Raw genomic sequence first — 21,439 nt, forward strand, 5'->3', positions numbered from 1 at the left:
GATTTTTCCACGCCTATATTGTTTTATAATCAGGAATATCCATCAGGAACTCATAACTGTTGCGTTCATAGTTCATCTTGCAGCAATAGTGTTGTATCCCGTTGCTGACAACCAGATAGTCGACGTGTAAGAGTTGGTTATATACTGCTATCTGGTCGAATACCTTTTGTGAAAGGGCAATGGTGGGAGCCTTGTATTCAATGATCATTTTGGGTAGAGCCTGTTGGTCATAGAGAATGGAGTCGCAACGTAGTTTCTTTTCTCCTACTTGTAGTTCTATCTCATTACCTAACAACCCTTTAGGATATCCTTTATGCTCTACCAACCAGTGTACGAAATGCTGGCGAACCCACTCCTCTGGAGTCAGTTTCACAAAACGGCGTCGGAGAAAATCGAAAATCTCAGGTTTCTCTCGCATACCCCTTAGTTGTACCTCATATGTAGGCAGATTGAGTTCGTACATATTGCAAAGGTACAAAAAAATCTCTATTTTCTATTTTTTTAATCCTTTTTTAAACGTTTTGTGTATGAAGATTTTCTAATTATTTTGTATCTTTGCATCCAATAAAACCGAAAACTATGAGGAATAGAAGCTTTTTAATAACAATAAGTCTGTTATTTCTGCTTTTACTTTCTTATACGGCGAAGGGAAAGACGATTTTAAATAACCGGGTAGACTCTATTCGGCAAGAATTGCCAAAACTGGAGGGTAAGGAACGTATACAGGCTTATTACAAGTTATATAATCTCTACTATTATGGGGGAGAGACACAGAAGGAACGTCAGACTATTGCTGATTTACTGGCAGAGGCAGAGCGGCAAGGCGATGTGAAGATGCAGGCAACGGCACGTACAGCGTTGCTTTACTATTATTATAATACTGATAAGGATGACTCCCTGTTGGCGGAGTATCCCAAGCACCAAATGTTTATGCTAAAGCATTCTGACTGGAAGCTCTATTATGATATATGGGTGCTGATCGTTAACCATTATATCTTTACCAGTCAGAGTAATACGGCATTGCGTGAGGTAAAGAAGATGTATGAGGACGCCCAGCGACGAGATAACAGCTATGGTATCGGACTCGCTTCCTATGGCATGGGGAATGCCTATATGGATATTGGTCTTCACGAGGAGGCGATACAGGCATATGAACGGTGTATTAAGGCGCTGAATCAGTCCAAGATAGGTTCAACTTTATTGGATGTCTATCCGTATTATTGTTCGGTTCTCTCGGAGGTGAAGAATTATAAACGTATGCTGGAGATTACGGATCTTTGGCGGGTCTATTTGGATTCTCATCGGAAAGAACTGGGAGTGGACCAGGGAAAATCATTAGGCTCCTCATATTATACATATTATTATAACTCAAGAGCCACAGCCCTGATGGGTCTGGGACGACTGTCGGAGGCAGAGGATCTGTTGATGAAAGCGTATGAGGCGACCAAGGATGTGAAGGATAACTCGCAGATATCTGTTTTTTATAATCTTGGGCAACTTTATTTGAAGAAGGGCGACTATGAGAAAGCATTGAACTTCAATAACCAGATTATAGGGCGCTATACTGTCCAGGAAGACCCGTCGGGTGTGCTGATGCTCAAGAAACAACGGGCGGAAATCATGCTGCAGTCGCATCAGTTTGAGGAAGCTGCAGACCTTTACAAACAGGTGTTTTTCCTGTCGGATTCTCTGAATATCAAGGATGTGAAAAACCAACTGAATGAGTTTAATGCGCTTTACAAAGTGGATGAGATGGAGCGGGAGACTCAACAGGTAAAGACCCGTCAAGTCTATATTGTGCTGGGGGTGATTATCATAGCCTTAGTTTTGATGGGGATGCTGGGGCTTTATTTCATGAACCGTTTAAGACAGAAGAATCGCGAGCTTGCCCTAGCGCTTGACCATTCTAAGGAGAGTGATCGTATGAAGACTGCCTTTATCCAGCATGTGTCTCATGAAATACGCACTCCCCTTAATATAATAACAGGCTTCTCGCAGGTTATCGGTAACCCGGACTACCATCTGAACGGGGAGGAACGTCGGAATATCGTGAATAGCATAGAGACGAATACCCGTGAGATTACTAGCTTTGTCAATGAACTGTTGATTTTCTCAGAGGTAGAGAGTCAGAACAATTATAAATTGGAAGACTGCGTGAATGTCTATCTGTTCTGCCAGGGGTTGCTGGAGAGGGTTGAGGCGGTCAATAATGGAAGACTGGAGATTGCCTATGAGTCGCAACTAGATGATAAACACACCGTGATAAGCAATTTAAAGGCATTGGAGGGGATTCTGCGACCACTGCTCAGTAATGCGTTGAAGTTTACGGAGAAAGGAAGCGTGAAACTACAGGTCAGGAAGGGTGAGGATTCCTCTATGCTAGATATCTGTGTGACAGACACGGGAATAGGTATTCCTGAGGACCAAAGAGACCGTATTTTCGAGAAATTCTATAAAGTGGACTCATTTAAACGTGGTTTAGGGCTAGGATTACCGTTGGCACGCAGTATAGCGCAAAAAATCAATGGGGACTTAATGTTAGATGATACATACAAGGAAGGAACTCGTTTTATCCTTAGAATTCCTGATAATCACACCTGAGATATTTTGTAACTCTGATTTCGTCGAACTTGCTCTGTCTCGGCAAAAAAAGAATAAAATCTTTTGTTTTGCTCTCAACTTTTCGTAACTTTGCAACATGGCTCAGGCTGCAGTGACATATGATTCTGTAATGAGTGAGCTGAAAACTCGCCATTTTCACCCTGTCTATTATTTGATGGGTGATGAGCCGTATTATATTGACTTGATCAGTAACTGGTTGGCAGACAATGTGCTACAACCGGAAGGGCGTGACTTTGACCAAACCGTCTTATTTGGCTCTGATGTCAATGCTTCCCAAATAGTGGATGCCGCTAAACGCTATCCCATGATGTCTGAATACCAGGTCATCATCGTCAAGGAAGCCCAGAACGTGAAGAATACAGAGCCTCTGGAGAAGTATTTTAAGTCTCCGATGCCCTCAACCATCTTGGTGATGTGCCATAAAAACGGTACGATAGACGGGCGAAAAAAGGAGTATGTGAAGGCGATACAGCAGAATGGAGTGCTTTTTGAGAGCAAAAAATTACGTGATCGAGACCTTCCTGCCTTTATAGAGGGCTTTCTGGCGGCTAAAAATGCCAGTATTGACGCAAAGTCCACCCAACTGATTGCGGACGCTGTAGGAGCTGATTTAAGCCGTCTGGTGGGTGAATTAGACAAGGTTTTGCTGTCGCTTCCGGAAAATAATAGGAGAGTGACACCTCAGGTGGTACAGGATCAGATTGGGGTGAGCAAAGATTTCAACGGATTTGAGCTTCGGGATGCTATTGTGAACCGAAATGTGTTCAAAGCAAACCAAATCATGAAATATTTTGACGAAAATCCGAAGGCAGGAAGTATCTATTCCTTTCTCCCGTTGCTTTTTAATTACTTCCAAAATCTAATGTTAGCACATTATTGTCCCCAGAAAAACTCTCAGGATGGGGTAGCGCAATGGCTGGATCTACGTAGTCCATGGGCAGCCAAAGACTATATGACAGGTATGCGGAATTATACTGGAATGAAAGTGCTACAAATTATCAGCAAAATAAGAGAAATTGATGCCAAAAGTAAGGGTTTAGACAACCCAAATACCCCTTCTGGAGAGCTGATGAAGGAGCTAATTTTCTTCATTTTACACTAAAAATGGCATTTTTTTAATGCCTTTTTTTCTATTTTTACTCAAAACCTGAACATAAATTTTGGGCTTCAAACGCTGATAAATAAAGCGTTTTTCCTCTTTTTTACCCCCTCTGTTTTTGCGTATTTCTGATGAATTGAACGCTCGTTCGGAATTCTTCGAAATTTTTAAATTTTCGCTGATTTTGGTGTTCCAAATTTTGTTTTAAACTCTTTTAAGATATCGTTTTGTGAATTTACACAATTAAATCTAGTGAAATTGTAATTGTTGTTTTAAATTGAAAATATACTTCATTTACAAAATTATCCACATTTTAAAATGTAGATTTATAATTTTGCATTCAAAAGCATCCGAAAAAACTCCCTGTTTTATAGGTATTCATGACCGTATAACTATCATATATTTCTAAAAACTAGATAGATATATGTATTTAATCATGTAAATGGTGATAATTATATCGCATTATCTTCTCTCAAAAATGCATATATCTAGTGTTTTTCGTTTGTGTATTAATATTAATAAATTCAAAATCAGTTAGTTACATGAATATACTCTATTTTGTTACGACGTCGTTTTATATCTTTAAATTAAGATTTACAAATCTAATATATACAATATACAGATTATACATTACATTTTACAACTTTAAATATCAAAATGTACAATTTAAATCTTAAAAATCTCTTCGTATTTGTTGTTTCTTTCAAAAATTTGTTTTACCTTTGTAAAATCAAAGAAAAATGAGTATTTTACCCCAAAATTGACTTGATAAGTGATGAAAGACAGAATTAAACGCATCATGGAAGAGCAGCACATGAGTCAACAAGTGTTTGCAGATTTCATTGGATTATCCCCTGCAACTTTAAGTAGTATTTTCACTGGTAGGACCCGCCCCACCCTGAATGTGGTCGAGGCGATCAAAAATAAACTACCCTCTATTAACACCGATTGGTTGTTGATGGGTCATGGAAATATGTACTTGACTCCACTTTCAGAAGGTTCTGAAGTCACCCAACAGTCATCGACGGAACAGATGCTGGACTTCGATCAACCTGTTTCGGACTATCCAGGTGCCTCTTCCTCGCAGAGTGTACGGAATACACCACCTGAAAACATACCGAAAGTTTTGAAAATAGTTGACAAAGAGCCAAGAAAGGTAACAGAAATACGGGTTTATTATGATGATCAGACCTATGAAACCTTCGTTCCGATGAAGACTAAATGAGGACACACTAGTGGTGTTCTCATTTTTTTTTCGTAATTTTGCACCAATTATAATATAATAAGGTATATGAAGAAATATATTCTCGACCTGACCGTCAAACAAGTTGAGCGTATCAGTCCTAAGCATGTATTGTTGAAACTGACCGATGACGCTCCCCTTCCTGACATGCTTCCTGGACAGTTTGTGGAAGTGCGTGTAGACGGTTCAGAGACCACTTTCCTACGTCGTCCTATCTCTATAAACTTTGTGGATAAGACACGTAACGAGTTATGGCTGATGGTGGCAATGATTGGTGAGGGAACCCGTCAGTTAGGTCGCCTCCAGGTGGGTGATATCGTTAATTGTGTATTGCCCTTGGGCAATGGTTTCACGATGCCTGCGGAGTCTGCGGAGCATATTCTGCTTGTAGGCGGTGGTGTTGGTGTAGCCCCCTTGTTGTATATGGGTGCAGAGATGCGGAAAGCGGGTATTGAGCCCACCTTCCTTTTGGGAGCCCGTACAAAGGCGGATTTATTGGAGATAGAGCTTTTCATGCAGTATGGACGTGTCTTTATTACGACAGAGGATGGTTCTGAGGGTGAGAAAGGTTTTGTGACCAACCATTCAGTCTTGCAGAAGGAACATTTCGACCGGATAGCTACCTGTGGTCCCAAGCCCATGATGGTAGCGGTGGCGCGTTACGCTCACAAAGCGAAAGTGGAGTGTGAGGCATCGCTGGAGAATATGATGGCGTGCGGATTGGGAGCCTGTCTGTGTTGTGTTGAAAAGACCACGAATGGCAACCTCTGTGTATGTAAGGAAGGACCAGTGTTTAACGTAAAACAGTTGTTATGGCAGATTTAAGCGTCAAAATAGGTAAGATGTCACTGAAGAATCCAGTGATGACAGCATCAGGGACTTTCGGCTATGGTTTAGAGTTTGCCGATTTTATTCCCTTAGATGGTCTTGGAGGTATTATCGTGAAGGGTACTACGCTGAAACCTCGTGAGGGCAATGACTATCCCCGTATGGCAGAGACACCGCAGGGGATGCTTAACTGCGTAGGACTGCAGAACAAGGGTGTTGACTATTTCTGTGAGCATATCTATCCGCAGATCAAGGATATCGATACGAATATGATTGTCAATGTCAGTGGTTCCTCTCCGGAAGACTATGCGGAATGTGCCGCCCGTATTGATGCCTTGGAGAAGATCCCAGCCATAGAGTTGAATATCTCCTGTCCCAATGTGAAAGACGGTGGTATGGCTTTCGGTGTCACCTGTGCGGGAGCCGAGAGTGTCGTGAGAGCAGTCCGTGAGCGTTATCATAAGACGCTGATCGTGAAACTCTCTCCTAACGTGACGAATATCTCGGAGATCGCCCGTGCCTGTGAGGCACAGGGGGCAGACAGCGTGTCATTGATCAACACCCTGATGGGTATGGCGATAGATATCGAGAAGCGTCGCCCTCTGTTGAGCATCAATACGGGAGGACTCAGTGGTCCTGCCATCAAGCCCGTTGCGTTGCGCATGGTATGGCAGGTGGCAAAAGCCGTCAAGATCCCTGTTGTGGGTTTGGGAGGTATCATGAGAGCCAGCGATGCCATCGAGTTCTTCATGGCTGGAGCCACGGCGATAGAGATTGGTACTGCAAACTTCATCAATCCTGCAGTCACCATTCAGGTGCGTGATGGTATTAATGACTGGCTCGACCATCACGGATGCCGTTCTATATCAGAGATTATAGGATGTCTAGGGTAGAAAAACTTGAGAGCGGTCAAATGAACCGCTCTCAACCAACACAAAAACTAAACTAGACTTAACTAAAGCATATCGGGATTTTCCCAAACCCCTCAAATGCAATTGCAAAGATAGTACAAATATTTTGAACTACAAAAATTTTTTGGTTTTTTTGTATTAAAATTCAAAAAGCTATAATTTTGTCGATTTATTGAGCAAAAAATAGTCCAAAATGGTCATGGCTGCCATTGCTTCCACAACAGGTACGGCGCGAGGCAGTACACATGGGTCATGACGACCTTTTGCCGTCAGTTTGGTGGCATTGCCATAAATGTCTATCGTATCTTGTTCGCGGAGTAGGGTAGCCACAGGCTTGAAAGCCACCCGAAAGTAGATGTCCTGTCCGTTGCTGATGCCCCCCTGGATACCTCCGCTGTGGTTTGTCAGCGTACCTACCTGTCCGTAATTGTTCACGAAGACATCATTTTGTTCTGAGCCTCGTGCGGTGACACCGTCGAAGCCCTCTCCGTACTCAAAGCCCTTGACGGCATTGATACTCAGCATCGCAGAGCCTAAAGCAGCGTTCAATTTGCCGAATTCCGGTTCTCCCAGTCCTGCAGGACAACCTTTGACGACACAGGTGATGACTCCGCCAATGGTGTCACCCGCTGCTCTCACCTCAGAGATCAGCTGTATCATCTCATCCGCTTTCACGGGGTCTGGGCAGCGAACGATATTCGTCTCCGTCATCGACAGGTCGTATTTCCGATAATCCTTGTCCAGTAAGATATTCCCAACCTGTGAGGTATATGCCTGTACGCTGATATTCAGCTGACGCAGTGCCAGCTTAGCAAGAGCCCCCGCCACCACACGACTGATGGTGATACGTGCGGAAGACCTGCCGCCGCCCCGGTGGTCTCTGTTTCCGTATTTCGTAGCGTAAGTAAAGTCTGCGTGCGAGGGACGGTACAATTGTCGCATATTGTCATAGTCCTGCGAGTGTTGGTTGGTATTGCGCACGATAAAGCCGATGGGACATCCCGTACTACACCCTTCAAACACCCCGCTGAGCAGTTCCACGACATCCCCTTCCTGACGACTTGTTGTGATACAACTCTGACCAGGTCGCCGACGGTTCAGTTCACTCTGGATGAAGTCCACGTCGATGGGAATACCGGCTGGCATGCCGTCTACGACACCGCCTATCGCCTCGCCATGACTCTCTCCGAATGTCGTCAGTGTGAATATGTTACCAAATGTGTTCACCTCAACTCTCAACTTTTAACTTTCAACTCTCCACTCTTAATGGCAATGTCCGCAGTCGCAGCCATCATGATGATGACCGTCGCAGTCTCCCTCGCAGTCGTGACAGCCACACCCGCAGCCGCCACCACTCAGTCGGGCAATCATTGCCTTGACCTCGTCATCAGTAGCCTCACGGTTCTCCAGCACCTTTCCTGCGAAATGCAAGGTCTCACCAGCCAATGGGTGGTTCAGATCAACCTTGACCTTCTCTTCGCCCACCTCCACAATCTTGCCATAGAAGCGGTTGCCGTCCTCGTTCTGCAAAGGCACTACAGCATCTACGTAGATATGCTCATGGTCGAAATGCCCGTTGATGGAGAATACCTCACGGTCCAGTTCTACCACGTGCTCCAGCACATAGTCACCATAAGCCTCATCCTTGTCGAGCGAGAACTCGAAGTTGTCGCCCTGAGGCACGTCAAACAGTTTTTTCTCAAAGGCATCCAGTGCGATGCCGAAACCTGTGAGGAAGTGGAATGGCTGCTCTTCTGTGGCTTCCTCCACCATCTCCTTGCCGTTATCGCCGTCTACAAACAAACGGTAGCTCACGGCAATGTATTTATGAATCATATTACTCATAGTCTGCTTTAGTTTTACAATTTGGCTGCGAAGTTACGAAATTATTTTGAAATAGGCAAAAAACGAGGACGTTTAATGCGAAAATGATAAAAAAACAAGAAAACTGTGATTCTTTGACGGAGGTCAAGAATTTTGGCTGTTTCCGCACACAGTGCCCCCAAATGTTTGGAGTGTATCGAAAAATACCGTACCTTTGCATCGTCAAACAGAAAAAACTGGGCGACAAAAGAAAATTGAGCTTTGCCCGTTAAACGGGAAAGCAGCGTAAGCCAAAAGGGCTGCGCAACAGGATAACATTATTAATAAGTAAGAGCGGAATTAACACAACCGCCCTGAGTAAAGAAAAGAAAGGGTAACGAAAATGAAAAAGCTGTTTTTAACGATGGTAGCTATGATGAGCATGACGCTCACATTTGCTGAGAACGAGAACATGAACAGTGTAAACAACGCAGAGGCTTACAACCTGAGCGTGAACATGAACCAGTTGAGCAAGGCTCTGAATCTTGCCAACGACCAGGTAGAGGCTGTGGCTGAGATCCACAAGACCTTCTGCTCTGAGCTGATGTTCGCCACTCAGTATGGTAAGGAGGAGCGTGACGCTCGTGTCGACGCTGCTGTCAAGAAGGATCTTGGTTTCATGAATTACGTGCTCAATCACGATCAGTACAAGAAGTACGTGATGCTGCTTAACGTAACGATGAACAACCGTGGTCTGAAGTAATAGAGAAAAAGAAAGTATTAATAACCAGGAGTCGCAGATGTTGAGATCTGCGGCTCTTTTTTTTGTCCAGTTGGGCTGCTGAATATATCTCGTCATGCTTCATCTTATAGTCCCTGTGTTATCGGGCTGACCCTCCGCATTTCTTTCATTATATCTTGCTGCAAAGATACGAATAAGCGAGAAGAATGCAAAATAAATTAATATTAATTTCATTCTCGGCAGATAATAGTCCATTGTCACCTCAAATAATCACACAAGAAAGTGGATCAGTCAGTCATCGACAAAGTCGCTTGCCAGAGCAAGAGTCCCCAGTTTTCTTGCTTGTTCATGTTCGTTTACTTCTTCAGCTTTCCTTTGCTCTCAAGATACTTTGTGAAAGTCTCCCACTGCATGGCATTCTTCTTAATGTTGGCCTGCGTGCGCTCGTCGTTGATGAACTGTGCTGGGTAGCAGTCGTGCAGGTAGTAGCGTGGATTGCTCTCGTCCTCGCCAATCGTGGAATAGTGCAGTACAAGGTCGTAGAAAATGCGGCTGTCGAAGTCGGACACGAAACGGATGACATATTGTTTGACTACGACCATTGGGTCTGTGGACAGGATTTCTCTGACGATTGGAGTTGCAAAGTGGCAAAGGTCTATAACGTTACAGATTCTACGTGTCTCGTCGATCTTATCATTCATAATTTCAGTGACTCTGAAACGACGATTGCCCTTCGTTTTGAGCGTAACGACTGGTATGTCGATGATTTCAGTCCCACAGATGATGGCGAGGACGATAAGGCATATTTCCTCGTATCATATCGGAATATTACACCAAGAATCGTGAATAACAAAAGATGAATCTTTATTCTGAAATACCCAAATATTTTGTTTATTATCAAAATAATTGTATATTTGTGGCATGATTCTGAGTATCGTTTCATTATTATTGATGATGGTGAATTCGTGTAACGAAAAGACAAACAATCCTGTGGTGAGACCTGCCACTCAGGCAGATCGCTTCTACACAGGCAACCCCAAGGAACTGAGTGCTGAGGTTGACAGTTTCCTGGCACTGCATCGTGACAGGACCATGTATGAGCATGTGGCAGCCCTTATCGTGCCCCACGCTGGTTATTATTTCTCTGGTAATGTGGCAGCATCCGCCTATATGACGATTCCTACCAATAAGCCATACAAACGGATATTCCTATTGGGACCGAGTCATCACGAATGGCTCGACGGAGCATCTATAAACACGGAGGCTGATTATTACGCCACACCGTTGGGCAATGTGAAAGTAGATCATGAGACTTGTGTTGAACTGACGAAGAAAGACAGCGTGTTCTCTTATCAAGCAAAGGCGCATGACAGGGAACATTGTCTGGAAGTGCAACTGCCTTTCCTGCAGCGCAGGTTTGAAGAAGTGCCTCCTATTGTCCCCATCATCATCTCCACCAACGACTTTCAGAAGTTGAAACGGATGGCAGAAGTGCTGAAATCCTATTTTACAGACGAGAACCTCTTCATCATCAGCAGCGACTTCTCCCACTATCCGTCGTATGAGGATGCCTGTGAGGTGGATGCCATAACAGGCAAAGCCATTGAGACAGGTGATGTGGAACAGTTCATTGCCACCATCGAAGCAAATGCACGTAGTGGTAAGCGCAACTTGGCAACGAGTGCCTGTGGTGAATTTCCCATCATTACACTGATGCTGATGCTCGACGGACCATACGATATCAAGCACCTGATGTACCAGAACTCGGGTGATATTGACAACCATGATCCTTCTCGCGTGGTGGGCTATCACTCCTTTGCCTTCCTTCGCAAAGAAGCAGGCTTCACCCTTACTGATGCAGACAAGAAGCAACTGAAGGAGATAGCCCTCAATAGCATCAAGGACTCCCTTGACGGCAAGTCGATTGAAAACTCTCAACTCTTAACGCTCAACCCTCAACTGCGAAGCAAATGTGGTGCTTTCGTCTCTCTCCACAAACACGGGCATCTTCGTGGTTGTATCGGACATTTCGGAGAAGACGTGCCTTTGTATGAGATAGTAGCAGAGATGGCTCGTGCTGCTGCCTTCGAAGATCCACGCTTCATGCCTGTCAGTCGTGAGGAATTAGATGATATCGATATTGAGATTTCCGTACTCACCCCCATGCGTCGCATCCAGAGTCTCGATGAGTTTGAGTTGCATCGGCATGGTATTTATATCCGCAAGGGTTATCGCAGTGGAACTTTCCTGCCTCAAGTTGCCGATGAGGTGAACTGGACGAAGGAAGAGTTCGTAGGGCATTGCTCGCAGGATAAGGCTGGACTTGGTTGGGATGGCTGGAAGGATGCCGAACTATATGTCTATGAAGCGATCGTGTTTTAAATTGAAAATTGAGAATTGAAAATTGAAATATAACGAGTGCCGATATTATGAGCGAGAGGAAGAGGGGGCGGTAAGATGTCTGCTCTGTCCGCATCACTGTCATATCGCTGATGGTAAGACAGGACTCTGTCGCAGTCGTCGCAACCACAATGGTGTACTTGTCAGTGAGGTATATGCCAAGCCTTGCGCTCTTGCCATCGACCCGATAGAGAAGAAACCGCTCTATCATTTCCATCCAGGTACTACGTGTCTCTCCATTGCTTGTACAGGTTGTAATTTCCGTTGTCTGAACTGTCAGAACTACGATATCTCGCAGGCATCACCTGAACAAGTCGACCACTATCACCTCACACCAGAGGAAGTCGTCGTACTCTGCCAGAAACACCAATGTCCAGGCATCGCATATACTTACACAGAACCGCTTACCTATCTCGAATATATCACAGACACGGCACGACTGGCACACGAGGCTGGTCTTTGGAATATCCTCGTCACAGCAGGTTATGTCTGTCAGGAACCATTAAAAGAACTGTTGCCTTATCTCGATGCTGCCAACATCGACTTGAAGTCGTTCAGTGATGATATCTACAAAAGAGTCAGTGGCGGGCATCTTCAACCAGTGCTTGACACCATCCTCGCTATGAGGAATGCTGGTGTGTGGATTGAACTCACGAATCTTGTGATTCCAGGTATCAATGACGATATGGATATGATTCGTCGGATGTGTCGTTGGCTCATAGACAATAACCTTGCCAACGCACCACTCCATTTCAGCCGTTTCTTCCCTCGCTACAAGATGCAAGACATCCCTCCAACTCCTCTTCATACATTACAATCAGCCAAACAGGTTGCAGAGGAGGAAGGCGTCAGACACGTATATCTGGGAAATATTATCCTATCAACCGTTTGAGTTGTTTGTCGGAAACCATTGGCAGAAGAGTTCGGAAGTGGGAAATAATTTGTTGATAGGACTCCTCCGGGGTACGTGGACAACGGAATCCATCACGTCCCATGAGTGTCTCGGGAGTGGTGAGTAGCGACCATCCCCAACCGTATTCACGTCCATGCTTGTCAGTGGGATATACGAAGTCCTCGGTGACGATAAGGCATGCCATTTGTAGGCGGGTGACATAGCCGTCAAACTTACTACGCATCTTGGGACCGTCGAAGCCACAAGCCGCACGCAGTTCACGAGTAATGAGACTGCCGTGCTCACGAAGCGTAGTGAGGATGATGTCGTCAATGGTTCCTTCTACGGGCACAGGATATTTGCTGCGACGGTAGTTGCAGAAGTCGGGCCACCATTCGCGACTGATGAACCCGGCTTTCTTATTGAAGAACTTGCCATAGACACAGCTGCCGTCCGACACGATGGGACCTTTCCACTTCCACAACGGCCAGTCCCACCCTCCATCGTCGAATACCACATAACGGCAGTCGTCAGCTACTATCTCTTCTGCGGAATAGCCTTGTATGCCACTGTCTAACAGCGGTAGAAATCCCACCTCCTGGATGAATTCCGTCAGTTGGGCTGCTGAATATATCTCGTCGTGCTTCATCTTATTGTCCCAGTGTTATCGGGCTGCCCCTCCGCATTTTTATCATTATATCTTGCTGCAAAGTTACGAATAAGCGAGAAGAATGCAAAATAAATTAATATTAATTTCATTCTCGGCAGACAATAGTCCATTGTCACCTCAAAATAATCACACAAGAAAGTGGATTATTAAGAATCGTTTTCCTCCAACCCCCTAACCTCCAACTGGTCTTGCGCCCTTTATTTATCGATGTTTGCGGCATTTTTAGTGGGAGGTTAGGGGTGTCTCTTTGCTATTGAGAGTACCACCATTCCCTACACATAATTTTTAAACCCTTGTCACCGTTGCCGCCTTGCAAAAGTATTTGATTGTCAGTGGATTGCGGGTAACAACGAAGCGGCAACGGTGACAACGATATCTCCTATGAAAGTAAATTCAGTGTGTTTACTCAGTAAATTCAGTGAATTTACTCACCAAATTCAGTGAATTTACTGAGATAGGAGGCATCGGAATAAAAAGCATCTGATAGGGGTGTTTTACGAAGGCGTCACCTTCAAGGGTCGAAGGTGCCGCCTTCATAGAGCTATGGCAGCATCTGTTATACCCCCATAGGAGCTATCTCGCACAGGGGACAGACTTCGCACAGTCGTTCTTCAACCTATGACATGGAATGCCCATATGCTGAAGCGTATCAGGGATTTGAATTATTAACACGACTTATGCAAGCCATGCTTGTCCCGTCGTTGTGAGGATCGTGGTTTTTTCTTGTCAGTTCTTTTTGTCTATTCAGAGAAAAGTTGTATCTTTGCATCATAGAAACAATTTTAATCAGAAAAGATATGAGAAAAGTTAATGTAATCCTTTTGTCAGTCATCGCATTGTTGTTCGTCAGTTGTGGAACGACGAAGACAGTGCCCATCACAGGTCGTAAGCAGAACCTGGTAGTGTCAGACGGTCAGATGCTGAGTCTCTCGAGCCAGCAGTATTCGGAGTATATGAAGACAGCGAAGCCTTCCACCAATGCCGCTAACACGGCGATGGTGAAAAGGGTGGGGCAGCGCCTTGCCACCGCTGTGGAGAGCTATCTGAGGAATAACGGTATGGCGGAGGACGTGCAGTATTACAAATGGCAGTTCAACCTGGTACAAGACCAGAATGTGAACGCCTGGTGTATGCCTGGTGGACTCATCTGTGTCTATGAGGGACTGTTGCCGGTGACGCAGAATGAGGCGTCTCTCGCTATTGTGCTGGGTCATGAGATCGCCCATGCAGTGGCACGCCATTCCGCAGAGCAGTACAGTACGCAGTACCGCCAGCAGTATGGTCTGCAGATCGGTTCCGCTATCGCCAGTGCCGCAGGTGTCGGCAGTAACACGGTGGCACTCGGTCAGAGCGTCCTGTCATCAGGACTGGGACTTGCCAACCTGAAATATTCCCGTAACCATGAGAGTGAGGCAGACCATCTGGGACTGATCTTCGCGGCAATGGCAGGCTATGACCCACAGGTGGCTGTCAGCTTCTGGCAGCGCATGGCAGCGGCAAGTACCAACAAGACCTCCGAGTTCCTGAGCAGTCACCCCAGTGACGCCACCCGTATCAAACAGATCCAGGGATGGATGCCAGAGGCACTGCAGTATTACAAGGCGAGTGGTGGCAGTGTTTCCACTTCTTCTGGTAAATCCAGCAGTACCCCCAAGACAACCAAGACCATCAAGATATCATCTAAAAAGAACAAGAAGTAATGAGGAAGATTGCGATCCTGTTGTCGGCGGCGCTCACCCTGACAGCAACGGCACAGACCGCGGGAGGCGGTATCTCAGAGCAGATGCTGCAACAGATGGAGCGGCAGTATGCCACCCAGCCTGCCCATAAGGCGTTGCGTAACGCCATTGCGTCGAATGCCATCGATAACCTGACGAAGAACCAGGAGAATGCCGGTGCGTTGGACACCTATTTCAGTATCGAGACCAAAAAGCAGTCGATTCACGACCAGAAGTCAAGTGGACGCTGCTGGATGTTCAGTGGACTCAACGTGCTGCGTGCCAACTTCGCCAAGCGTACCGACTCGCTGACAGTGGAGTACTCACAGGCTTACCTCTTCTTCTACGACCAACTGGAGAAATCGAACCTGATGCTGCAGGGAGTGATTGACACAGCAAAAGAACCTATCGACGCCCAGCGTGTGCAGTTCTTTTTCCATTATCCCATTGGTGACGGAGGTACCTTCTGTGGTGTTGCCGACTTAGCCGAGAAATACGGACTCGTACCGATGTCGGTACAGCCAGAGACCTATTCTGCGGAGAGCACGTCACGCATGGCGGCTATCATCAAGTCGAAGCTCCGTGAGTATGGTTTGCAACTGCGTCAGATGGTGGCAGACGGTAAGAAGACTGCCGATATCCAGAAGGCAAAGACGGAGGCTCTTACCCAGATTTACAGGATGCTCTGTCTGACGCTGGGAGAACCCGTGAAGGAGTTCACCTATGCTTTCAAGAACAAAGACGGCAAGCAGTTGACGGAGACGAGGAAATACACCCCGAAGTCGTTCTACGAGGAGACGGTGGGCGGTCCGCTGAACGGTACGTTTATCATGGTGATGAACGACCCCCGTCGTCCTTACTATAAGACCTTCGAGGTGGAATATGACCGTCATACCTACGACGGACATAACTGGAAATACCTCAACCTGCCGATGGACGATATCGAGCAGCTTGCCATCGCCTCTTTGAAGGACGGTCGTAAGCTCTACTCCAGCTATGACGTGGGCAAGCAACTTGACCGCAAGCGTGGCTATGCTGACACGGAGAACTTCGACTATGCGTCGTTGTTCGGTACCACTTTCGGTATGACGAAGGCAGAGCGTATCAGTACGTTTGACAGTGGCTCTACCCATGCGATGACCCTGACGGCAGTGGATATCGCCGCTGACGGCAAGGCTTCGAAATGGAAGGTGGAGAACTCATGGGGTGCCACCTGGGGACAGCAGGGGTGTCTGATCATGACCGACCGCTGGTTCCGTGAGTATATGTTCCGTCTGGTTGTCGATAAGCAGTATGTCTCCGACAAGCTCCTGAAGGACTATGAGCAGAAGCCTATCATGGTGATGCCGGAGGATCCGTTGTTCCAAGAGGACGAGTAGGATTGAGATAAAAAAGAAAGAAGGAAGGTTGATGGATCAGCCTTCCTTCTTTTTGTCTTAATAGATCGTGAATAAGATCTTGTCCAGCTGTGTCTCCTGTATGCATACGATATGGTCGGTGACATAGCGGTACAGACCGGCGTTATTGGTGACCACCAGTTGATAGGGCACACCACGTTTCGTGTTGGTGGGAAGGACAGTTGTCGCATTGTCCTCTTCCAATGGAAGATACTCATGGAAACCAGTGGATGGCAACGTCTCAAAAAGGTCACTGTCATCCGCCACGGCACGACCATAGATAGTCTCCTCGGTATAGTAATAGCCGTTGTTATGAGGTATCTGCCCCGTAAACTGCTTCATGTGTGTCGTCGCGTCGTAATATTCGCCGGCACCAAAGGCAATGACACGTTCCAGTTGATGCCACAGTGCCTGGGCGAGAGGCTTTCCGGAACGGAAGGCGTCAGCCACCTCGTCAGCACGTACGTTATCCAACTCCCGGAGCTCCGTCATCAACATCTCCTGGTGTTCTATGATATAGTCGAACATCTCGGCAACCCGTCGTGTGTCAAGAGCCACGATCTGGTCGATGTCACGGTCCAGCAGCGCATAGCGGCATATCGTATGCATCTCCTCCTTCGGTTCCGTCTTGAAGAACAAGTCGTCGGGCATGGAGAAGGTGGCGCGGCATTTGCCACGGGCATAATGGTAATACCACATATATTTCTTCACCATCTGACTCTCCAGGGTCTCCACCGTACAGCCGTCGTTGGTCTGTTTCTTACGTGGACCGACAATCGCCACGAGCAGGTTATGATGACGTTTCAGGGTAGTGGCAAAACTCTCCATATAAGGACGCAGGTGATCGTCCGTACAAGGAATGAGCTGTTCTTTGGCATTGACGAGATACTGGCGTGTGGGAGCTGTCGTCAGTATCCCGCTCTCCCCGATATTCGCCTGCAAATCGAGTAGTCGCTTGTAGTTCTCGAAGTCACTCATCGGTACCAGTCGCTGATAGTCGGCAAGCGTCTCCACCTGGTCGAAATGGTAGTGGCGTCCATAGTCCGTCGACGCGTTGTTACGCAGGATATTCATCATGTCCATCCATCCGTTCATCGCATCCTTCAGCATAGGACTTGCCATGGGATCCTCCGGATTGCTCAGCACCTCTTTCGACAGGTGGTAGGACAGGTAGCACTCCTCGGGAGTATGTATCTTCGACGGCGACATCTTTTGTAGTTTCTCCAGATAGGGACGTGCTATGTCGCAGAGGGTGCGACGCTGCTCCACTGTCAGGTCGGAGGCGAGGTAGTACTGTGTCAACAAAGTGAATAAGGTATTAGTAGTATCAGTGATGTCGACACCCATCTCCGAGAGGTCATCAATAATGATATTGGCAGACTTGAAGCACTCGATCAGTTCCTCCATCGGTTTCTTCTTGTCCTGAATGATAGAACCGCTGTTGATGAAGTAATGATAGCCAATGAACTGTGGCAGGTAACATACCCGGTCGGCAAGCATCAGACACATGCCGGTATGCCATACGTCCTCAACCCACAGGACTTTATCGGAGAACGTGAGGTTGTGCTTACGAAGGAATGCCACATCGAACAGACGTGAGGTGGAGAAGGGCCACAGACCCGTGAACATCTTGTCCAGTTGGAAGTCTTTCCGGTCCATGACGATACGCCATTCGGTCTGGTTCCATACCACCTTCTCCGTGTGGGGGTGGAGGCTCTCTTTCTCCAACTCATACTCACGTCGGAAGGTCACCACCTGCGACTGTGTCTCTATCATCTCGCGTCTCACCACCTCCAGACAATCCGGTGTGTAGCTGTCGTCAGCGTCCAGGAAACCCAGATAGGAACTTGTGACAAACTGCATCCCATGGTTACGTGGTGATGCCGGCGAGTGCATGTCGTCATTCAACTCCTTGACGATGACATTCTTGTCGTTCTTGAACATCTCCGTGACTAATGGGAAATAGTGGGGCTTACTATTATGCACCACGATGATCCATTCTATATTCTCAAAACCGATAGTCTGGCAACGCATCCCATCGGCACATTTCTGAAACATACCCATATCCACATTGTGGAAGGGTGTAACGACTGATACCTTATACATTAATCTTTAATTTTTAATCTTTCATCTTCTTCTCCTGTTCCTTCCGTATGACATACCGTTGGTAGTAAGTCAGCAACAGCGTTGTCATCGGCAAGGCGATAATCATACCCAAGATTCCCAGCAGAGAACCCCAGATAGAGAGGGAGAGCAGGATGATGGCGGCGTTGAGTCCCATCACCTTACCCATGATCTTGGGAGTGAGGAAGGTGTCCTGGATGAGTTGGACGACACAGAACACGATGATGACCATCAGCATGATGAGCCAGAAGCTCTGACCTGTATCCGCAGCCTTGACGATCGCCAGCAGGATGGCAGGGATGAAACCAATCAGTTGCAGATAGGGTACCATGTTCAGCAGTCCGATGAACATTCCCAGTCCGATAGCCATTGGGAAGTCGATGATGAGGAAACCGATACTGAACAGGACTCCTACGCAGAATGCCACCAGACCCTGTCCACGGAAATACTTGTTCATACCTTCCTGTACGTCATTGACTAGTCTCACTACCATGTTACGGTATTTCTGGGGCAGCAGCTCCGGCCATCCCTGTGTGAACTTCTCATAGTCGATGAGGATAAACAGCGTGTAAATAAGTACCATGACTACTGTGACGAGACCAGAGAGGGCACTGAACGACTGCATCAGTACGTTCCATACCTTGGGTGTCGCCTCCTTGATGGTATTGATGAAACCCTCCTGGGTCACTATCGCCTTGATATCCTCAACTGTCAGATGCTCACGGATGAACATCTCTATCTGGTCCGGGATATTGTTTGCTAATGCGTCTTTGGTGACATATTCTATCAGCATGTCCTTCACACGCATCATCTCCTCAATAATCGGAGGTATCATCAACCAAAAAGCACATACCAATACGAGATTGACGGCTATCAGGGCACAGAGTATCGCCACGACCCGATAGCGCATCTTACAGCGATATTGGAAGAATTTCACCAACGGGAATAACATATAGGCGATGAGCCATGCGAGGAAGAAGGGCAGCAGGACGTTGCTCAACCGGTCGAGCAACAGGTAGGCTCCTACAAAGCCGGCAACCACAAGGGCACCCCGCACAAATGAGTCAAAAGTAATCTCTTTTCGTTCCATATCTTATTTATTTCAATTTTAGCCTCAAGCTATTCAGTACCACGCTGACACTGGAGAACGCCATGAGTGCCGATGCCCACATGGGAGTGATCTGCCAAGGGAGTCCGAAGAGGTAGGGGAGTCCTGCCGCCAGCGGTATACAGATGATATTATAGATGAATGCCCAGAACAGGTTCTGGTGAATCATATTGACAGTTTGCCTCGACAGTCTGACAGCCTCCGGGATGTGACGGAGGTCAGAGCCCATCAGGGTCACCTGTGCCACATCCATTGCCACATCCGTCCCTTTTCCCATCGCGATACTTACATCAGCAACGGCAAGTGCCTGGGAGTCGTTGACACCGTCACCCACCATCGCTACATGTCTGCCCTGTCGTTGGAGCTCACGTACCAGGTCCTCTTTGTCCTGAGGTAATACCTGACTACGATAATGGGTGATACCAGCCTGCTGGGCGATATGGGCGGCACGCTCTTCCTTGTCACCACTCATCATATAGACTTCCACGCCCATGTCTTGTAACTTTCTCATCGCTTCCTGGGCGTTACTTTTTAACTCCTCCTGCTGACCTCTTACCTCTGTGAGCGTACCTGTCTTGTCTATCACCATGGCATCGATATGGCGGATCTCCTCTAACGCAGTAGCGTCTTTGATGAGGATATTCTTCTCCGCGGCTTTGCCGATACCCACCATCAGGGCGGTGGGGGTGGCAAGTCCCATGGCACAGGGACAGGCGATCACCAAGACACTGACAGCGGAGAGAACTGCATGGGGTAAGTATACGTGACCTCCGATGAGATACCAGGCGAGGAATGTCAACAAGGCGATGCCTCCTACCGCTGGTACGAAAATCAGGGCGATCTTGTCGACAACCCTTTGGACGGGAGCCTTTGACCCTTGTGCCTCCTGCACCATCCGTATCATATTGGCAAGGACGGTCTTCTGTCCGATCTCCTCCGCTTTGAAACGGAAAGTACCCTCACGGACGATGGTTCCGGCTAATACCTTGTCACCCGTATGCTTCTCTACGGCGACAGCCTCGCCCGTCATCATCGACTCGTCGATATAGGCAATGGCATCGCTAACCATCTTACCATCCACAGGAACCTTCTCACCGGGACGCACCTCTATCGTGTCACCAGGTTGGAGAGCCGACAGGGGTACTTCCACTACCTCCCCCGTATCTACCAGATGTGCTGTCTTGGGAGCCAGTTCCATCAAGGAACGGATAGCGGAGGCAGTACCATGCTTGGCACGCTCCTCCATCAACCGTCCTGTCAGGACGAAGGTGATAATCATCACGGAGGCGTCAAACCAGGTGTGCCACTCGATACCCTGAGTACCCCAATAACGCTCCCCCCAGAACGTGTTGAACGTGCTGAAGAGGAAAGAGATACCCGTTGACAATGCTACCAGCGTGTCCATATTGGCGGAGGCATGCAGCAGTTGTCTTGCGGCATTCACATAGAACTGTCTGCCATAGTACAGGATATTCAACAAGGCGAGGATCAGCATCGTCTGGTTGGCGATATCGCGTGTACCTATATTGATCCAACCCATGGAGATAGCCATCACCAACAGGGCGAAGACCCATGAGAGGATGACCTTGTCGCGCAGTCGTCTATATGCCTGTCGCTCTATTGCCTCCACATTGCGGTCTTCCTCCACCACCATGTCGTAGCCGATAGCCGCCAGCGCCTCCTTCATCTTCTCTGGAGAGGTCGTTTGCTCGTCGTATTCTATCATTGCCGTCCGTGCGGGCAGGTTGACAGCGGCAGTGGCGACTCCCTCCGTCTGGTTGAGTCGCTTCTCCACGTTAGCGGCACATCCGGCGCACATCATACCTAACACGGCAAACGTTTTTTTCTCCATCTTTTGTGAATTTGGTGCAAATTTACGAAA

The 21,439-nt window shown here is 47.2% G+C and carries 18 protein-coding genes; 10 read left to right on the forward strand and 8 right to left on the reverse strand.

From position 1 onward, the window contains the following. Positions 1-13 precede the first annotated feature (13 nt). Positions 14-463, reverse strand: a complete 450-nt coding sequence (locus tag BM257_RS11030; protein WP_092072400.1) for a type I restriction enzyme HsdR N-terminal domain-containing protein — start codon at positions 461-463, stop codon at positions 14-16. 230 nt (positions 464-693) lie between these two features. Here BM257_RS11030 and BM257_RS11035 point away from each other — a divergent pair, with 230 nt between their 5' ends. The 5 genes from BM257_RS11035 (at position 694) to BM257_RS11055 (ending at position 6,685) form a co-directional block, all read left to right on the forward strand. Further along, positions 694-2,601 carry a tetratricopeptide repeat-containing sensor histidine kinase gene (locus BM257_RS11035; RefSeq protein WP_177216097.1) on the forward strand — a complete coding sequence of 636 codons (1,908 nt, stop codon included), beginning with the start codon at positions 694-696 and terminating at the stop codon, positions 2,599-2,601. Between the two features lie 130 nt (positions 2,602-2,731). Continuing rightward, positions 2,732-3,724 carry a DNA polymerase III subunit delta gene (gene holA / locus BM257_RS11040; protein ID WP_369821323.1) on the forward strand — a complete coding sequence of 331 codons (993 nt, stop codon included), beginning with the start codon at positions 2,732-2,734 and terminating at the stop codon, positions 3,722-3,724. A gap of 772 nt (positions 3,725-4,496) precedes the next feature. Further along, positions 4,497-4,946, forward strand: coding sequence for a helix-turn-helix domain-containing protein (locus BM257_RS11045; protein ID WP_092072409.1), 450 nt, complete (start codon positions 4,497-4,499; stop codon positions 4,944-4,946). 66 nt (positions 4,947-5,012) lie between these two features. Then, positions 5,013-5,789 carry a dihydroorotate dehydrogenase electron transfer subunit gene (locus BM257_RS11050; RefSeq protein ID WP_092072412.1) on the forward strand — a complete coding sequence of 259 codons (777 nt, stop codon included), beginning with the start codon at positions 5,013-5,015 and terminating at the stop codon, positions 5,787-5,789. Beyond that, positions 5,777-6,685 carry a dihydroorotate dehydrogenase gene (locus tag BM257_RS11055; protein WP_092072415.1) on the forward strand — a complete coding sequence of 303 codons (909 nt, stop codon included), beginning with the start codon at positions 5,777-5,779 and terminating at the stop codon, positions 6,683-6,685. Before BM257_RS11050 ends, BM257_RS11055 begins: the two co-directional genes overlap by 13 nt. A 171-nt stretch (positions 6,686-6,856) precedes the next feature. On the opposite strand, the gene aroC is transcribed toward BM257_RS11055, so the two are convergent. Next, positions 6,857-7,930 carry a chorismate synthase gene (gene aroC, locus BM257_RS11060; protein WP_255405814.1) on the reverse strand — a complete coding sequence of 358 codons (1,074 nt, stop codon included), beginning with the start codon at positions 7,928-7,930 and terminating at the stop codon, positions 6,857-6,859. A 36-nt stretch (positions 7,931-7,966) separates the two neighbouring features. After that, the gene (locus BM257_RS11065) at positions 7,967-8,548 is read right to left on the reverse strand and encodes an FKBP-type peptidyl-prolyl cis-trans isomerase (RefSeq protein WP_092072421.1); all 582 of its coding nucleotides are present in this window, start codon (positions 8,546-8,548) and stop codon (positions 7,967-7,969) included. Between the two features lie 361 nt (positions 8,549-8,909). Here BM257_RS11065 and BM257_RS11070 point away from each other — a divergent pair, with 361 nt between their 5' ends. Further along, the gene (locus tag BM257_RS11070) at positions 8,910-9,269 is read left to right on the forward strand and encodes a hypothetical protein (RefSeq protein WP_092072424.1); all 360 of its coding nucleotides are present in this window, start codon (positions 8,910-8,912) and stop codon (positions 9,267-9,269) included. Between the two features lie 335 nt (positions 9,270-9,604). On the opposite strand, the gene BM257_RS11075 is transcribed toward BM257_RS11070, so the two are convergent. Then, entirely contained in the window at positions 9,605-9,949 is a 345-nt protein-coding gene (locus BM257_RS11075; protein ID WP_143096837.1) for a hypothetical protein, read from the reverse strand. 220 nt (positions 9,950-10,169) lie between these two features. Between BM257_RS11075 and amrB the strand changes: the two genes are divergently transcribed. After that, positions 10,170-11,630 (forward strand): AmmeMemoRadiSam system protein B, encoded by a 1,461-nt coding sequence (gene amrB / locus BM257_RS11085; RefSeq protein ID WP_255405816.1) that lies wholly within the window; start codon positions 10,170-10,172, stop codon positions 11,628-11,630. Between the two features lie 22 nt (positions 11,631-11,652). After that, positions 11,653-12,540: an AmmeMemoRadiSam system radical SAM enzyme gene (amrS, locus tag BM257_RS11090; protein WP_092072433.1), complete on the forward strand. Its 888-nt coding sequence runs from the start codon at positions 11,653-11,655 to the stop codon at positions 12,538-12,540. Here amrS and BM257_RS11095 read toward each other — a convergent pair. Then, complete coding sequence (locus BM257_RS11095) at positions 12,521-13,189, reverse strand: AlkZ-related protein (protein ID WP_092072436.1); 669 nt, start codon at positions 13,187-13,189, stop codon at positions 12,521-12,523. The two genes, amrS and BM257_RS11095, sit on opposite strands and share 20 nt — an antisense overlap. 818 nt (positions 13,190-14,007) lie before the next feature. Here BM257_RS11095 and BM257_RS11100 point away from each other — a divergent pair. Together BM257_RS11100 and BM257_RS11105 are read left to right on the forward strand one after the other, a co-directional pair. After that, positions 14,008-14,910, forward strand: coding sequence for a M48 family metallopeptidase (locus BM257_RS11100; RefSeq protein ID WP_092072439.1), 903 nt, complete (start codon positions 14,008-14,010; stop codon positions 14,908-14,910). Continuing rightward, on the forward strand, positions 14,910-16,307 hold the full coding sequence (locus BM257_RS11105) for a C1 family peptidase (protein ID WP_092072442.1): 1,398 nt from the start codon (positions 14,910-14,912) through the stop codon (positions 16,305-16,307). Before BM257_RS11100 ends, BM257_RS11105 begins: the two co-directional genes overlap by 1 nt. Before the next feature lie 57 nt (positions 16,308-16,364). Here the strand turns inward: BM257_RS11105 and BM257_RS11110 are convergent, their stop codons facing one another. From BM257_RS11110 to BM257_RS11120, 3 genes are read right to left on the reverse strand one after another with little or no spacing between them, the layout of a single operon-like run. Then, positions 16,365-18,431, reverse strand: a complete 2,067-nt coding sequence (locus BM257_RS11110; RefSeq protein WP_092072445.1) for a GH3 family acyl-acid amido synthetase — start codon at positions 18,429-18,431, stop codon at positions 16,365-16,367. Between the two features lie 13 nt (positions 18,432-18,444). Then, the gene (locus tag BM257_RS11115; RefSeq protein ID WP_092072448.1) at positions 18,445-19,539 is read right to left on the reverse strand and encodes an AI-2E family transporter; all 1,095 of its coding nucleotides are present in this window, start codon (positions 19,537-19,539) and stop codon (positions 18,445-18,447) included. Positions 19,540-19,546: 7 nt separating this feature from the next. After that, positions 19,547-21,409: a heavy metal translocating P-type ATPase gene (locus BM257_RS11120; protein WP_092072451.1), complete on the reverse strand. Its 1,863-nt coding sequence runs from the start codon at positions 21,407-21,409 to the stop codon at positions 19,547-19,549. Positions 21,410-21,439: the final 30 nt, after the last annotated feature.

Source organism: Prevotella sp. tf2-5 (genome assembly GCF_900115435.1).
Classification (GTDB): Bacteria; Bacteroidota; Bacteroidia; order Bacteroidales; family Bacteroidaceae; genus Prevotella.

Excerpts from the sequence above, each read along its gene's own strand:
- BM257_RS11030 (WP_092072400.1), bottom strand. The coding sequence starts at position 463 with ATGTACGAACTCAATCTGCCTACATATGAGGTACAACTAAGGGGTATG.
- holA (WP_369821323.1), top strand. The coding sequence starts at position 2,732 with ATGAGTGAGCTGAAAACTCGCCATTTTCACCCTGTCTATTATTTGATG.
- BM257_RS11045 (WP_092072409.1), top strand. The coding sequence starts at position 4,497 with ATGAAAGACAGAATTAAACGCATCATGGAAGAGCAGCACATGAGTCAA.
- BM257_RS11050 (WP_092072412.1), top strand. The coding sequence starts at position 5,013 with ATGAAGAAATATATTCTCGACCTGACCGTCAAACAAGTTGAGCGTATC.
- BM257_RS11055 (WP_092072415.1), top strand. The coding sequence starts at position 5,777 with ATGGCAGATTTAAGCGTCAAAATAGGTAAGATGTCACTGAAGAATCCA.
- BM257_RS11065 (WP_092072421.1), bottom strand. The coding sequence starts at position 8,548 with ATGAGTAATATGATTCATAAATACATTGCCGTGAGCTACCGTTTGTTT.
- BM257_RS11070 (WP_092072424.1), top strand. The coding sequence starts at position 8,910 with ATGAAAAAGCTGTTTTTAACGATGGTAGCTATGATGAGCATGACGCTC.
- BM257_RS11075 (WP_143096837.1), bottom strand. The coding sequence starts at position 9,949 with ATGAATGATAAGATCGACGAGACACGTAGAATCTGTAACGTTATAGAC.
- amrB (WP_255405816.1), top strand. The coding sequence starts at position 10,170 with ATGATTCTGAGTATCGTTTCATTATTATTGATGATGGTGAATTCGTGT.
- BM257_RS11095 (WP_092072436.1), bottom strand. The coding sequence starts at position 13,189 with ATGAAGCACGACGAGATATATTCAGCAGCCCAACTGACGGAATTCATC.
- BM257_RS11100 (WP_092072439.1), top strand. The coding sequence starts at position 14,008 with ATGAGAAAAGTTAATGTAATCCTTTTGTCAGTCATCGCATTGTTGTTC.
- BM257_RS11105 (WP_092072442.1), top strand. The coding sequence starts at position 14,910 with ATGAGGAAGATTGCGATCCTGTTGTCGGCGGCGCTCACCCTGACAGCA.
- BM257_RS11110 (WP_092072445.1), bottom strand. The coding sequence starts at position 18,431 with ATGTATAAGGTATCAGTCGTTACACCCTTCCACAATGTGGATATGGGT.
- BM257_RS11115 (WP_092072448.1), bottom strand. The coding sequence starts at position 19,539 with ATGGAACGAAAAGAGATTACTTTTGACTCATTTGTGCGGGGTGCCCTT.
- BM257_RS11120 (WP_092072451.1), bottom strand. The coding sequence starts at position 21,409 with ATGGAGAAAAAAACGTTTGCCGTGTTAGGTATGATGTGCGCCGGATGT.